This window comes from Anaeromyxobacter oryzae, assembly GCF_023169945.1.
Taxonomy (GTDB): Bacteria; Myxococcota; Myxococcia; order Myxococcales; family Anaeromyxobacteraceae; genus Anaeromyxobacter; species Anaeromyxobacter oryzae.
This window is the reverse complement of sequence record NZ_AP025591.1, coordinates 1,678,413-1,692,256: the sequence shown is the minus strand read 5'-3', so window position 1 is coordinate 1,692,256 and position 13,844 is coordinate 1,678,413. Positions and strand designations below refer to the sequence as shown.

The window sequence follows — 13,844 nt, the reverse complement described above, 5'->3', positions numbered from 1 at the left end:
GGAGCCATGTCCGCGATCCTGATCCGCGGCGGTACGGTGGTGAACGGGGACCGCTCGGTCCGGGCCGACGTCCTCTGTGACGGCGGCGTCGTCCGGGCGGTCGGCGAGGGCCTCACGGCCCCCGCCGGCGCCGAGGTCGTCGACGCCGGCGGCCAGCTCGTCATGCCGGGCGGCATCGACCCGCACACGCACATGCAGCTGCCGTTCATGGGCACCGTCACCATGGACGACTTCTTCACCGGTACGGCGGCGGGGCTCGCCGGCGGCACCACGACGATCATCGACTTCGTGATGCCGGGGGCGCGGCAGCGGCCGCTGGAGGCCTACCGTACCTGGCGCGAGTGGGCCGAGAAGTCGGCGGCGGACTACGCGTTCCACGTGGCCATCACGTGGTGGGGCGACGCGGTGCACGAGGACATGGGCACCCTCGTGCGCGAGGAGGGCGTGACGAGCTTCAAGCACTTCATGGCCTACAAGAACGCCATCATGGCGGACGACGAGACGCTGGTGCGGAGCTTCCGCCGCGCCCTCGAGCTCGGGGCCATGCCCACCGTGCACGCCGAGAACGGCGAGCTCGTGTTCCTCCTGCAGCAGGAGATGCTGGTGCGGGAGATCTCCGGTCCGGAGGGTCACCCGCTGTCGCGCCCGCCGGCGGTCGAGGGCGAGGCGACCAACCGCGCCATCGCCATCGCCGGCGTCCTGAACGTGCCGGTCTACGTGGTCCACGTCTCGTGCGCGGAGTCGCTCGAGGCGATCGCGCGAGCCCGCGCCGCCGGGCAGCGCGTCTACGGGGAGGCGCTCGCGGGGCACCTCGTCGTCGACGACTCCGCCTACCGGAGCCCGGACTTCGCGACCGCCGCCGCCCACGTGATGAGCCCGCCGTTCCGGCCGAAGGAGCACCAGGAGGCGCTCTGGCGGGGGCTGCAGGCGGGGCACCTCCAGACGACCGCGACGGATCACTGCACGTTCTGCGCGGGCCAGAAGGCGGTCGGCCGCGGCGACTTCACGAAGATCCCGAACGGCTGCGGCGGGGTCGAGGAGCGCATGGCGGTGATCTGGGACGCGGGGGTGAACACCGGACGGCTCACGCCGAACGAGTTCGTCCGCGTCACGTCCACGAACGCGGCCCAGCTCTTCAACCTGTACCCGCGGAAGGGCCTGGTCGCCCCCGGCGCCGACGCGGACCTCGTGGTGTGGGATCCCGAGGGGACGAAGACGCTCTCCGTGAAGACGCAGTTCAGCAAGGGCGACTTCAACGTGTTCGAGGGGCGCACCGTCCGCGGCGTGCCCACCCACACCGTCAGCGGAGGCCGCGTGGTCTTCGCGCGCGGGGACCTGCGCGCCGAGCGGGGCGCAGGACGCTACCTGAAGCGCCCCGCCTTCAACGCGGTGACGGAGGCGCTCGGCCGGGCCGCGTCGCGCCGCGCTCCCGTGGCGGTGAAGCGCTGAGCGACTCGAGGCGACGAGCGACTGGGACGTGACGAGCGATCCGCTCCGGTGCGCCGGAGCGGATCGCACGGAGGAAGACATGCACTCGGCAGGCGAGCTGAACGGACTTAGGGTGAACGGCGAGCGGCTCTGGGCCTCGCTCATGGACCTCGCGAAGATCGGGGCGACGCCGAAGGGCGGAGTGTGCCGCCTGGCCGTCAGCGAGGCCGACGGGAAGGGGCGGGACCTGGTCGTCTCCTGGGCCCGCGCCGCCGGGCTCACCGTCACCGTGGACCGGATCGGCAACATCTTCATGCGCCGGCCAGGGCGCGCGATGGGCAAGCCGCCGGTGATGATGGGCAGCCACGTCGACACGCAGCCCACCGGCGGCAAGTTCGACGGCAACTACGGCGTGCTCGCCGGCCTCGAGGTGATCCGCACGCTGAACGATCGCCGGATCGAGACCGAGGCGCCCCTCGAAGTGGTGGCCTGGACGAACGAGGAGGGGTCGCGCTTCGTCCCGGTGATGATGGGATCCGGCGTGTTCTGCAACGTCTTCCCGCTGGAGGTCGCGCTCTCGGCGAAGGACCTCCAGGGCAAGACGGTGGGAGACGAGCTCCGGAACATCGGCTACGCGGGGCAGCTGGAGCCCGGGGGACGTGCGGTGGCCGCGTACTTCGAGGCGCACATCGAGCAGGGCCCGGTGCTCGAGGACGCCGGCAAGGTGATCGGCGTCGTCGAGGCCGTCCTGGGCCTCCGCTGGTACGACTGCATCGTCACCGGCCTCGAGTCGCACGCCGGCGCGACGCCGATGGGCCGGCGCAAGGACGCGCTGCAGGTCGCCGCGACCATCATGCGGGAGGTCGTGGCGATCGCCGAGCGGTACCCGCCGCACGGCCGGGGCACCGTCGGCTTCGCCCAGGTCCACCCGAACAGCCGGAACGTCATCCCGGGCCAGGTCACGTTCTCCATCGATCTGCGGAACGTGAACCGGGAGCTGCACGACCGGATGGACGCCGACCTGCGCGCGTTCGCGGCGATGCAGCAGGAGCGGACGGGCGTGAAGGTCGAGCTCCGCGAGGTCTCCTACAACGCGCCGGTCCACTTCCACCCGGACTGCGTCTCCGCCGTGCGGCGCGCGACCGAGCGGCTCGGCTACAGCCACATGCCCGCGACCTCCGGCCCCGGGCACGACGCGGTGTTCATGGCGCGGGTGGCGCCCACCGGGATGATCTTCATCCCGTGCAAGGACGGCATCAGCCACAACGAGATCGAGCACGCCGAGCCGGAGCACGTCACGGCCGGCGCGAACGTGCTGCTCCAGGCGGTGCTGGAGAAGTCCGGCGTCGCGGCCTGACCGGGCCCGACGGATCCCTACCAGGAGGACGAGATGAGCGTCGATCTGTCGATCCAGGTGAATGGCATGCAGTTCGAGAACCCGTTCCTCCTCGGCTCTGGACCGCCGGGCACGAACGCCCGCGTGATCGCGAAGAGCTACGACCTCGGGTGGGGCGGCGTCGTCTGCAAGACGATCAGCCTCGACGCGAGCAAGGTCGTGAACACGGTCCCGCGGTACGCGAAGGTCGTGACCCGCGGGAGCGGGGACGTGATGGGCTTCGAGAACATCGAGCTCATCTCCGATCGCCCGTTCTCCGTGTGGCTCGAGGAGCTCGCGCAGCTCAAGCGCGCCTACCCGAAGAAGATGCTGGTCGCCTCCATCATGGAGGAGCTCGACCGGGAGCGCTGGCACACGCTCGTCCGCGAGGTGCAGGACACCGGCGTCGACGCGCTCGAGCTCAACCTCTCCTGCCCGCACGGCCTCCCGGAGCGGAAGATGGGCATGGCGATGGGGGAGAACCCCGACATCGTGCGCCAGGTCGTGTGGTGGGTGAAGGAGGTCTCGCGCATCCCGGTCTGGGCCAAGATGACGCCGAACGTCGGCGACATCACGGAGCCCGCCGGGGCGGCGCTCGAGGCGGGCGCCGACGGCATCGCCGCCATCAACACGATCCTCTCCATCGCCGGAGTGGATCTCGAGTCGCTTCGGCCGCTGCCCACGGTGGAGGGCCACACCATCCCCGGCGGCTTCTCGGGCCAGGCGGTCCGCCCCATCGCGCTCCGCCACTGCGCGGACATCGCGCGCGCATTCCCGGGCGTCGAGCTCTCCGGCATGGGGGGCGTCGAGACGGGCCTGAACGCGGTCGAGTTCATGCTGCTCGGGTCGTCGACGGTGCAGGTGTGCACGGGCGCGATGCTCCGCGGCTACGAGCTCATCGACGAGCTGCGGGCCGACCTCGAGAAGTTCATGGTGGATCACCGGTTTGCGACGGTCCGAGAGTTCGTCGGCAAGAGCCTGCCGTACCTCTCGACCCACCACGACCTCGTCGCCCGCCAGCGCGCGGCGAAGGTCGCCCGGGCGGCGCAGACGAACCTCGACGGCAAGCAGTGGCAAGGCAACATCGCCAAGGAGACCGACGCCCTGGTCGCGCGCTCCTGACAATCCCTCGCTCCATGTCCCGAACCCGCTGCGGCCCGCCGCGGTGGTCACCCGAAGTGTGTCCAAGGAGAGAAGCCATGAACTGGAAGAACACGCTGGTCCCGCTCGTCGCGCTCGCCCTCGTGTCCGTCGCACGGCCCGCGGCTTCGCTCGACTGGAGCGACAACTCGTTCCACGTCTCGTGGGGCGGCAACTACCACGAGCCCGGGACCGTGAAGCCCGGCACCGACGAGGCGCAGGCCATCGCGAAGACGACGCTCACGTACACCCACGCCTCCGGCGACAAGCTGGGCGGCAACTTCCTCAACGTGGACATGTACATCTCGGACAAGCACGACCCGGCTCAGGGCTCCGCCCAGGGCGCGACCGAGGTCTACGCCGTCTACCGCCGGACGTTCAGCCTCAACCAGATCACCGACTCGAAGAAGTTCGCCTTCCCGGGCGTCGCCGACGTGCGCCTCGACGCCGGCCTCGACATCGGGACCAAGAACAACGGCTTCGCGTCGCACAAGGTGATGCCCGTCGCGGGCGTGTCGCTCGCGCTGGCGGTGCCGGGCTTCTGGAACATCGGCGCGTACGTCTCGAAGGAGTGGAACAACAACGGCTTCATGCACGCACAGGGCACGATCCCCAGCGGCGGCTCGGTGGAGTTCGACGTCGCGCCGGTGTTCTCGACGGCGTGGGGCGTCCCGCTCTTCGACCTCCCGCTGCAGTTCGCGGGCTTCGCGAACGTCCTGCTGCCGAAGGGCAAGGACGGGTTCGGGAACGAGACGAAGACCGAGGTGCTGCTCCAGCCGAAGCTCGTGTGGGACGTCGCGAAGACCTTCTCCTCGACGCGGACTGGTTACGAGGTCGGAGTCGGGTACCAGTACTGGCTGAACAAGTACGGCAACGACAACGACCTGACCGTGGGCGGCGTCAAGGTGAACGCGGGCGCGCTCTCGAGCACCGTGTTCGTCGAGGCGGCGATCCACCTGTAGCCAGTCTGCGAGGCGAGTGGGGTCGGGCGCGGGTCGGGCGAGGCCGCGTCCGGACGGGACAGGTGGGCGCGGCGCCGCGGCGGGGGCCGGGGCGCCGCGCCCCCTGTGTTCCAGTTGGGTGTCGCCTGCCGCCGGAACGGGTGCGGTCGCCTGCCCGACGCCCGCCCGTGTCGCGGCGGGGCCGCGCGCCGACGATGCGGTGCTTCGCCGGGGCGCACGGCCGCTTGCGCGGAAGTCCGTTCACGCAGGGTGACGGAGCGCCCCGCAGCCGGGGTCGGCCTTTCGCGCGTCCCGCGACGACGGGGCGTCCGCCTCACCTCCACGCGGGCGCTCGATCGATCCGCTGCCAGCGTGGGACGGTTCCCCGGTCCAGGGGGAGGGACCCGTCATGAAGCTGAAGGCGGTCGTGCGGAGCCTGGCGAAGGCTCTGCTGCTGGTGGTCCTGCTCTCGCCGGCGATGGGCTTCGCCGGCGACGAGGGGAACGATCACGGGCGTGGCCACGGTCGCGGCCACCACCATGGGAATGGCTACGGGCACGGCGTCCCGGAGTTCGATCCGAGCGCGGCCGGCTCGGCCGGCGCGCTGCTCGCTGGGGGGAGCCTGCTCGTTGCCCGACGGCGGAGCAGCAGGAAGCCCTGAGGCCCGGAACGCGCGCCGCGGCACGGCGCCGGTCGCGTCGCGGTCGCGCGCTCCCCGCCGGGTCCCGGGCGCGGACGCCGGACGGGCCCCGCCGCACGGCGGCGGGGCGCGGCCGCGCTACACTCGATCCGTGTGGACCTCGATCCCGACCGCGGGCTCCGGCCGCGCCATCGCCGCGGCCGCGTACCTTGCCGCGGTCATCGCCTTCCTGCTCCTGCAGGAGGTGGGGCTCCGGCTGCGCCGTGCGGAGCACCGCGACTGGTGGGCCGGATCCGGACGGGATCTCCTGAACGTCGCGGGGCTCGTCGCGATCTCCGGCGCGCTGCGACTCCTCGGGCTGTCCGGGCCTGCGGCGCTGCTCGTCGGCGGGACGCTGACGCTCCTGCTCTTCGGCGTCTCGGTGTTCGTCGCGACGCAGCTCGACGTGCGCCACCCGCGCGCGTGGGCGCTCGCCGCGGGGCTCGCGATCGCGCTGCCCGTGCTCTTCTTCACCGCGCGGGTCGTCGAGGCGCTGGGCGCCGCCGCCCGCGCGCTGTTCGTGCTCGTCTGATCGCGAGAACCGTTCGTGGGGAGCCTGTCGAACCGCGAACGGGCGAGGCGAGCCGCCCTTCGACGGGCCCAGGGCGAGCGGATGACGCCGTGAGGCACGCCGCGACGTTCGTCAGCGGGGCATCACCGTCACCGGCACCCGGACGGCGCCGCGCGCCACGGTGAGCTCGACCGGGCCGCCGCGCGCGAGCGCGACCGCGCGCTGCAGGACGTGCGGCCCGGCCGCGGCGCGTCCGTCGACCGCGACGATGACGTCGCCCTCCCGGAGCGGCGGCGCCCATGCGCCGCCGTCGACGACGAGGAGCCCTCCCGGCAGCCGCATCCGCCGCGCGAGCGCTCGGCCGTCGACGTCCGGGTCGAAGTAGCGGAACACCGCGAGCCGCGCGACGTCCGCCTCCACCGGGTCGGCGGCCGCGAGCTGCTCCGCGAGCGAGGGCCGCCCCGGCTCCGTCCACGCGAGCGTGGCGCCCGGCACCACGATCACCCGCGCCGGCACCGGCGGGAGCGGCGGGGCATCCCCCGGGAGCCGCGCCGCGAGTACGCGCCACGCCTCGTCGACGAGCGCGCGGTGGAGCCGCGTCAGCTCGGGCGCGTCGTCGAACGCGTCGACCGTCGCGGCATCGCGGGTGGCCTCGCCCTCCACCTCGACGAGCACGCCGCGGCCGCCGCCGTCGAGCACCTCGAGGTGCGCGACGTAGGTGACCTGCTCCGCGGACGAGACCACGCCCTTGCCATCGAGCTCCCCGGCGGTGCGCACGATGCGCCGCTCGGCCCAGCCCCGGAACACCACGAACCCGGTGGCCGGGAGCCGCCGGTCGGCGAGCACGCCCACGAGATCGGTCCCGACCCGCGGGTCGTCCGCCTCCGGGCGCCAGACGCGGAAGTCGTCCGGGCCGAAGACGAGGAGCCGGTCCTGCGCGGAGAGCCGCATCGCGGCGTCGAGCGCCTTCGCGTGGCTCTTCCACGCCGGCTCGGGCCAGCGGAAGGCGTACGGGTACACCGCGACCGCCCGGACCGCGACGGGCCCCGCCGGCCGGCGTCGCACGAGCACCCGTGGGCCGGAGGCGCAGCCGGCGACGGCGAGCGCGAGCGCCAGGGCGGGGAGGGCGGTGCGGCGGGCGAGGGCGCGGAGCATCGCGCGATGCTACCGGAAGCGGGCGGCGCCGACGAACGCCGGCGCCGTCCCCTGGCTTCGTGGTTGCGTCGCTCGCGAGTCTGCGGCAGGCGAGCCGCCGGCACGCAACGCCGTGAGCCGCCGCGGCGGCCGCCCACGACGGCGCTCACGACGCGCTCGCTTCCTCCGGGGTGGCGCTACCGCGCCGCCCGCGCGGCCGCCTTCCGGTGCGCGGCCTTCCGGACGCGGCGGACCGGCTTGTGGGCCGCGTGCTTGTGCGCTTCCTTCAGGAGCTTCTCCTCCTCCGGCTCCATGTCGACCGGGTGGTAATCGGTGGGAGTGAGCTCGCGTGCAGTGATGCCCGCTGGCAGGTCCATGCCGATGTCGCCCGGTCGCTCGACGACGGCCATCGCCTTACGGATCTTTCGCTTCATGATGTGAAACCCCCTGGCCGCCATCGTGCGCGCCGCGCGGCGCGCCGGAGGCGTCGAAGACGGGGGTCGTTTCGCGGGGTTCCCCGGGGCGGGTGCGCCAGGATGCATCGGCCGTGCGGCCGAGCGGGCGCGCCGGTGGCCGGAAACGAGGAGAGGCCGCCGGGATCGCTCCCGGCGGCCTCTCGAGCACTTCGCGTTCGGTCAGGAGCGCGAGGCGGCGACTACATCATGCCGCCCATCCCGCCCATGCCGCCCATGCCGCCGCCCGCCGGAGCCGGCGACTCCTCCTTCGGACGCTCCGCGACCATGGCCATGGTCGTGAGCATCAGGGAGGCGACCGACGCCGCGTTCTGCAGCGCGGAGCGGGAGACCTTGGTCGGGTCGATGACGCCCGACTTCACGAGGTCCTCGTACTCGCCCGTGGCGGCGTTGAAGCCGAAGTTCGTCTCCTTCGACTCCTTCACCTTGTTCACCACGATCGACGCCTCGTAGCCGCCGTTGCCGGAGATCTGGCGGAGCGGCTCCTCGAGCGAGCGACGGACGATGTCGAGGCCGAACTTCTCGCCCTCGTTCGTCTTCACGCCCTCGAGCGCCTTCACGCAGCGCAGGTACGCCACGCCGCCGCCGGGGACGATGCCCTCCTCGACGGCCGCGCGGGTCGCGTGGAGCGCGTCCTCGACGCGGGCCTTCTTCTCCTTCATCTCGGTCTCGGTCGCCGCGCCGACGTTGATGACGGCCACGCCGCCGACGAGCTTCGCGAGGCGCTCCTGGAGCTTCTCGCGGTCGTAGTCCGAGGTGGTCTCCTCGATCTGCGCGCGGATCGTCTTCACGCGCGCCTCGATGTCGGCCTTCACGCCGGCGCCGTCGACGATCGTGGTGTTGTCCTTGTCGATCGTGATCCGCTTGGCGCGGCCGAGGTCCTTCAGGGTGACCTGCTCGAGCTTGAGGCCGAGCTCCTCGGCGATCATCTTGCCGCCGGTGAGGATCGCGATGTCCTCGAGCATCGCCTTGCGGCGATCGCCGAAGCCCGGGGCCTTCACCGCGGACACGTGGAGCGTGCCGCGGAGCTTGTTCACGACGAGCGTCGCGAGCGCCTCACCCTCGACCTCCTCGGCGACGATGAGGAGCGGCTTGCCGCCGCGGGCGATCTGCTCGAGCACCGGGAGCAGATCCTTCATGTTCGAGATCTTCTTCTCGTGGATCAGGATGTACGCGTCCTCGAGGACCGCCTCCATCCGCTCCGCGTCGGTCACGAAGTACGGCGAGAGGTAGCCGCGGTCGAACTGCATGCCCTCGACCACGTCGAGCGTCGTCTCGAGGCCCTTCGCCTCCTCGACGGTGATGACGCCCTCCTTGCCGACCTTCTCCATCGCCTCGGCGATGATGTTGCCGATCGTCTGGTCGCCGTTCGCGGAGATGATGCCGACCTGGGCGATCTCCTTGTGGTCCTTGGTCGGCTTCGAGAGCTTCTTCAGCTCGGCCGTGATCACCTCGACGGCCTTGTCGATGCCGCGCTTGATGTCCATCGGGTTGTGGCCGGCCGCGACGAGCTTCGAGCCCTCGCGGTAGATGGCCTGCGCGAGCACGGTCGCGGTGGTGGTGCCGTCACCGGCGACGTCGGAGGTCTTGGAGGCGACCTCCTTCACCATCTGCGCGCCCATGTTCTCGAACTTGTTCTCGAGCTCGATCTCCTTGGCGACCGTCACGCCGTCCTTCGTGATGGTCGGGGAGCCGAAGCTCTTCTCGATGACGACGTTCCGGCCCTTGGGCCCGAGCGTCACCTTCACCGCGTCGGCGAGCGTATTGACGCCCTTGAGGATCGCGTCGCGGGCCTTCTGATCGAAGATGATTTCCTTGGCAGCCATTCTCGTTGCTCCGTTCTCGTGTGGAGGAAGACGACGCGGGAACTAGCCCTCGATCACGCCGAGGATGTCCTCCTCGCGCATGATCAGGTGCTCCTCGCCGTCGATCTTGACCTCGGTCCCCGCGTACTTGGAGAAGAGGATCCGGTCGCCGGCCTTCACGTCGAGCGGACGGACCTTGCCGTCCTCCAGGACCTTGCCGTTGCCGACCGCGATCACCTTGCCCTCGATCGGCTTCTCCTTCGCCGTGTCGGGGATGATGATGCCGCCCTTCGTCTTCTCCTCCTCCTGAACCCGCTTCACGATGATGCGGTCCTGCAGGGGACGGATCTTCGTCGCCATGGGTGTGCCTCCTTGCTGTCACGGCCGCGCGCTCGCCTGGCGGCGGGCGGCGGTCCAAGGTCTGAACAATGGCCCTGGCACTCGCGAGGCGAGACTGCCAAAGGCGGGCGTATCCTAACCACCGACCCCCTCCTGTCAAGCGATAGGGCGTCGCCGTTATCTTCCCGTCCCGCGAAGACTTTTTCGGGTGCGCTGGCAGTCGACCCCATCGAGTGCTCGCGGACGGCTGGCGGTCCGCAGGGGCGACTGCCGAAGCGGCGTCAGCAGACGAAAACGCCATTTGCTACGGGGGGTTGCCGCTCCAGAGACGCGGGCGTTACCGTTTTCAGGTGGGGTGCCCCCGCTGGGAGGAGGGGGGCGGGCGCCCCCGAGTGCCTGGAAGGAGGGCCACGCGAAAGTGACTCGCGACATCCTCGTAGGCAAGAGCGCGCAGGAGTGGTTCCGGGAGATGGTGACCGACGCCCTCTCCCACCGCCGCCTCAAGATCCAGGAGGTCACCGAGTTCTACCTCGTGAACCTCCTCGCGAGCTTCCTCGAGAAGGAGCGGCTCTTCGTCGAGGACGCGGACGGCACCGTCCGCGCCGAGCCGCTCGCCCTCATCCTCCTCCGGGCGCTCCAGGCCGATCGCCGCGCGCGCGTCCGGGAGCTGCGCCGGCTCGGCGACACCGCCCTGTTCGTCTCGGGGTTCTTCGGCGACTCCCTCGCGCGCTCGCTCGTCGACGTCGACTACTACATCGCCATGGGCGAACGCGCGTACGGCACGCTCGCGGACAGCGAGCGCGGGCCGGCCGTCGAGCCGTTCGGCGAGCTCGCGGATCGCTTCGGCGACTTCGTGGACCTCTTCGCCGAGATCGCCGAGCTGTCCGACCTGCGCTCGAACCGCGGCCTCGTCCGCCTCTACGAGCGCTTCCTCGCGACGCGCTCGGAGCGCGTCGCCGAGCTCCTCCGCGCGCGCGGCGTCGCGCTCTTCGCCGGGCCCGCTGCGCCGAGCCCGCGGAACGTGAAGCACTGATGGCCCGCGTCCGGGACGACGACGCGGCGGAGACCCTCGGCTTCCTCCAGGACGAGCTCGAGACGATCTACGGCGTCGAGGCCCCGCGCGTTCACGAGTTCCTGGTCGGCCTCGAGACGGCGCGCGCCGCCGGCTGCCCGCCGCGCGCGCCGGAGGAGCTCCTCGTCCTCCAGGAGGACGACGGCGTCGCGCTCGGGCTGTACCTCGACGATCAGGTGATGGCGGTGGCCGCCGACCTCGATCCCCACGACCGCCGCCCGCGCCTCGTCGCCCGCGGCGCGCTCCGCGAGCTCGCGTGCGCCGCGGAGGGCGTCTCCCACTTCGTCTACCTCTCGACGCGTGCCGCCGCGGGCCGGCCGGTGTCGCTCCTCGAGCTCGAGGTCCAGGCCGAGATCGACAAGTTCGCGCTCCTCGTGCTCCACCTCTGGCGCCGCGGCCTCCGGCGGATGAGCCCGGCGCTCCGGCGGCGGCTCTTCGGGCGCGTCCGCTACCACGCCCACCTCGGCGCCGACGAGCTCGCGCGCTACCGCGAGGCGAACCGGCTCGGCGGCGGCTACGCGCGCTGGCTCGAGGGCCGGTTCGTCGGCGACGCCGACGTGGACGGGCTGCTCCGGGAGCTGCGCCGGCTGTACCGGCTCGGGGGAGGGGAGAAGCTCGGGTATCTCGGGAACCGGACGCAGCAGTAGCAGCCAAAACGAAAAGCGCGCCGTGGAGGCGCGCCTTCGGGTGCTGCTCGGCGAATCGAGCGCCTAGCGCAGCGTGCGGGTCTGCCCCGCCGGGATCGTCGACTTCTCCTTGTCGAACTTCCCGGAGAGCGCATCGCGGACCGAGCGGTCGAAGCGGACCTTGCCCGTGGCGATCTCGCGCAGGGCGACGACCGGTGCCTTGTTCTTCGACGCGCCCTGCAGGGGGCGGGCGCCGGCCATGAGCTGGCGCGTCCGCTTGGTCGCGAGCAGCACGAGCGCGAAGCGGTTGTCGACGAGGGGGAGGCAGTCTTCGACGGTGACGCGAGCCATGGTCTTCCTCTCTGCGGTTCGGCGAAGGGCGGAAGATAAGCGGAAGGCCCGGGCCGGTCAACGACGACTTCCGGAGCTCGCCGGCGCCGGGGTGCGGATGTCAGGGACGTCCATCCGGGACGCCGGCGGTATCGCCGTCCCGGCCAGGGCGGCGAGCGCAGCCTCGAGCGCCGCGACCGGCTCCTGCGCCGCGATCACCACCGTCTCGTCGGGCGCCAGCAGGAAGGCCGCCCCGTCGCGGCCGGTCTCTTCGCCCACCGCCCAGGCGAGCGCCCGTCCGTCGTCGAGCGTCGCCTCGACCCGCGCCCGCGGCCGGACGAGACCATACGCGCCGAGCTCCTCGCGCAGCGCGTCCACCCGCGCCAGCGTGCCGCGCCGGCGGAGCGCCGCGAGGCGCGCGAGCACCGCGTCGACCTGCGGCCCGGAGACCACGGTGCCCTCGCCGCGCCAGCCGTCGGGCGAGCGGACGGCGGTGACCGAGCGGCCGCGCACCTCGACGCGGAGACGGACGACGCGGGCGGGATCGAGCGCGGCGACCTCGGACCCCCGGTGGACGCCGCTCGCGATCTCGCGGCTCCGCACGTGCCGGGCGAACCACGTGATGGCCGCAGCGGCCGGCAGGAGCGCCACCAGGATCCCGACGAGGACGGCGCGGGAGCGCATCGCACATCGACCCTGCCACGGATGGAGGCGGGGCGCGAGCGCCCTTGTCGGCCGCCGGGGGCGGGGGCATCCTGCGGCCCGCCGGAGGTCCACATGGCGTGCGTCGTCCAGAAGTACGGCGGGTCGTCGGTCGCGGACGTGGAGAAGATCCGGAAGGTGGCGGAGAAGGTCGCCGCCACGCGGCGGGCGGGCAAGGACGTGTGCGTCGTGGTGTCGGCCATGGGCGACACCACCGACGAGCTCCTCGCCCTCGCGAAGCGCGTCTCCCCCGCGCCGCCCCGGCGCGAGCTCGACATGCTCCTCAGCGCCGGCGAGCGGATCTCGATGGCGCTCCTCTCGATGGCGCTGAACGACCTCGACGTCCCCGCGATCAGCTTCACGGGGAGCCAGTCCGGGATCATCACCACCGACGCGCACGCGAACGCCCGCATCGTCGAGGTGCGGCCGAAACGCGTGCACGAGGAGCTCGAGAAGGGGAAGGTCGTCATCGTCGCCGGCTACCAGGGCGTGTCGACGCGCAAGGAGGTGACGACCCTCGGGCGCGGCGGCTCCGACACCACCGCGGTGGCGCTCGCGGCGGCCCTCGGAGCGGACTGCGAGATCTACTCGGACGTGGCCGGGGTCTTCACCGCCGATCCGCGCGTCGTGCCGTCCGCGGGCCGGCTCGACGCGCTCTCCTACGAGGAGATGCAGGAGCTCGCCGCCGCCGGCGCGAAGGTGCTGAACGCGCAGGCGGTCGAGTTCGCGAAGGAGAAGGGGATCGCGATCCACGCGCGCTCCACGTTCGGCGCCGCGGACGAGACCGTCGTGCGGGGCGGCGCCCACCCGGAGCGGATCGCGGGCGTCGCGACCCGGCGCGAGCTCGCCCTGCTCGCGTTCCCGGCGGCGCGGCTCGAGGACGTCCTGGGGCTGCTGGAGCGTCACGGCGCCGTCGCGACGGAGCTCGCGAGCCCCGGCGAGGGCGCGGGCGTGGCGCTCGATCTCGAGAACGTGCACGACTGGCCGGTGCTCCGGGGGCGCCTCGCGGAGGCGGTGCCCGGGCTCGTCGCGGAGGACGAGGCGATCGGGTCGGTGTCGGTGGTCGGGACCGGGCTCTCCGCCGGTCACCGCGTGCTGCGGGAGGTGACGGGCTCGCTCGCGGCGCTCGGGGCGCGGCCGCGGGCCGTGTTCACGTCCGCGCTGCGGGTGACGGTCTACTGCGACGCCGCGGTGCTGAAGGACGCGGCGCGGGAGATCCACCGGCGGCTGATCGGGTGACCGCGCTTCGCCCTTCGACTCCGCGTCGAGGCTGCGCCTCGCCGCTACGC

At 72.2% G+C, this 13,844-nt stretch carries 15 protein-coding genes; 9 read left to right on the top strand and 6 right to left on the bottom strand.

The features are described 5' to 3' along the window. Window positions 1-6: 6 nt before the first annotated feature. The 6 genes from hydA (at window position 7) to AMOR_RS07390 (ending at window position 6,095) form a co-directional block, all read left to right on the top strand. Window positions 7-1,449: a dihydropyrimidinase gene (gene hydA, locus AMOR_RS07415; RefSeq protein WP_248360150.1), complete on the top strand. Its 1,443-nt coding sequence runs from the start codon at window positions 7-9 to the stop codon at window positions 1,447-1,449. A 79-nt stretch (window positions 1,450-1,528) separates the two neighbouring features. Continuing rightward, a complete protein-coding gene (locus tag AMOR_RS07410; RefSeq protein ID WP_248360149.1) occupies window positions 1,529-2,785 on the top strand; it encodes a Zn-dependent hydrolase in 1,257 nt (418 codons plus the stop codon). 33 nt (window positions 2,786-2,818) lie between these two features. Next, on the top strand, window positions 2,819-3,925 hold the full coding sequence (gene preA / locus AMOR_RS07405) for an NAD-dependent dihydropyrimidine dehydrogenase subunit PreA (RefSeq protein ID WP_248360148.1): 1,107 nt from the start codon (window positions 2,819-2,821) through the stop codon (window positions 3,923-3,925). A gap of 77 nt (window positions 3,926-4,002) precedes the next feature. Next, window positions 4,003-4,905, top strand: a complete 903-nt coding sequence (locus tag AMOR_RS07400; RefSeq protein WP_248360147.1) for a hypothetical protein — start codon at window positions 4,003-4,005, stop codon at window positions 4,903-4,905. A 388-nt stretch (window positions 4,906-5,293) separates the two neighbouring features. Continuing rightward, window positions 5,294-5,545: a hypothetical protein gene (locus tag AMOR_RS07395; RefSeq protein ID WP_248360146.1), complete on the top strand. Its 252-nt coding sequence runs from the start codon at window positions 5,294-5,296 to the stop codon at window positions 5,543-5,545. Window positions 5,546-5,675: 130 nt separating this feature from the next. Then, window positions 5,676-6,095, top strand: a complete 420-nt coding sequence (locus tag AMOR_RS07390; RefSeq protein WP_248360145.1) for a hypothetical protein — start codon at window positions 5,676-5,678, stop codon at window positions 6,093-6,095. A 111-nt stretch (window positions 6,096-6,206) separates the two neighbouring features. On the opposite strand, the gene AMOR_RS07385 is transcribed toward AMOR_RS07390, so the two are convergent. The 4 genes from AMOR_RS07385 to groES all read right to left on the bottom strand — a co-directional run bounded on the left by AMOR_RS07385 (window position 6,207) and on the right by groES (window position 9,846). Continuing rightward, entirely contained in the window at window positions 6,207-7,229 is a 1,023-nt protein-coding gene (locus AMOR_RS07385; protein ID WP_248360144.1) for a PDZ domain-containing protein, read from the bottom strand. A gap of 176 nt (window positions 7,230-7,405) precedes the next feature. After that, window positions 7,406-7,642, bottom strand: a complete 237-nt coding sequence (locus AMOR_RS07380) for a hypothetical protein (protein WP_248360143.1) — start codon at window positions 7,640-7,642, stop codon at window positions 7,406-7,408. Between the two features lie 221 nt (window positions 7,643-7,863). After that, complete coding sequence (gene groL / locus AMOR_RS07375) at window positions 7,864-9,507, bottom strand: chaperonin GroEL (protein ID WP_248360141.1); 1,644 nt, start codon at window positions 9,505-9,507, stop codon at window positions 7,864-7,866. A 42-nt stretch (window positions 9,508-9,549) separates the two neighbouring features. Then, entirely contained in the window at window positions 9,550-9,846 is a 297-nt protein-coding gene (gene groES, locus AMOR_RS07370; protein ID WP_248360139.1) for a co-chaperone GroES, read from the bottom strand. A gap of 397 nt (window positions 9,847-10,243) precedes the next feature. On the opposite strand from groES, the gene AMOR_RS07365 reads away from it, so the two are divergent. Beyond that, complete coding sequence (locus AMOR_RS07365) at window positions 10,244-10,858, top strand: hypothetical protein (RefSeq protein WP_248360137.1); 615 nt, start codon at window positions 10,244-10,246, stop codon at window positions 10,856-10,858. Next, window positions 10,858-11,544, top strand: a complete 687-nt coding sequence (locus AMOR_RS07360) for a hypothetical protein (RefSeq protein ID WP_248360135.1) — start codon at window positions 10,858-10,860, stop codon at window positions 11,542-11,544. Before AMOR_RS07365 ends, AMOR_RS07360 begins: the two co-directional genes overlap by 1 nt. A 63-nt stretch (window positions 11,545-11,607) precedes the next feature. Here AMOR_RS07360 and rpoZ read toward each other — a convergent pair whose 3' ends face one another. Both rpoZ and AMOR_RS07350 read right to left on the bottom strand, forming a co-directional pair. After that, window positions 11,608-11,874, bottom strand: a complete 267-nt coding sequence (gene rpoZ / locus AMOR_RS07355) for a DNA-directed RNA polymerase subunit omega (RefSeq protein ID WP_248360133.1) — start codon at window positions 11,872-11,874, stop codon at window positions 11,608-11,610. 57 nt (window positions 11,875-11,931) lie between these two features. After that, window positions 11,932-12,537: a hypothetical protein gene (locus AMOR_RS07350; protein ID WP_248360131.1), complete on the bottom strand. Its 606-nt coding sequence runs from the start codon at window positions 12,535-12,537 to the stop codon at window positions 11,932-11,934. Window positions 12,538-12,630: 93 nt separating this feature from the next. On the opposite strand from AMOR_RS07350, the gene AMOR_RS07345 reads away from it, so the two are divergent. Beyond that, window positions 12,631-13,794, top strand: coding sequence for an aspartate kinase (locus AMOR_RS07345; protein ID WP_248360129.1), 1,164 nt, complete (start codon window positions 12,631-12,633; stop codon window positions 13,792-13,794). Window positions 13,795-13,844: the final 50 nt, after the last annotated feature.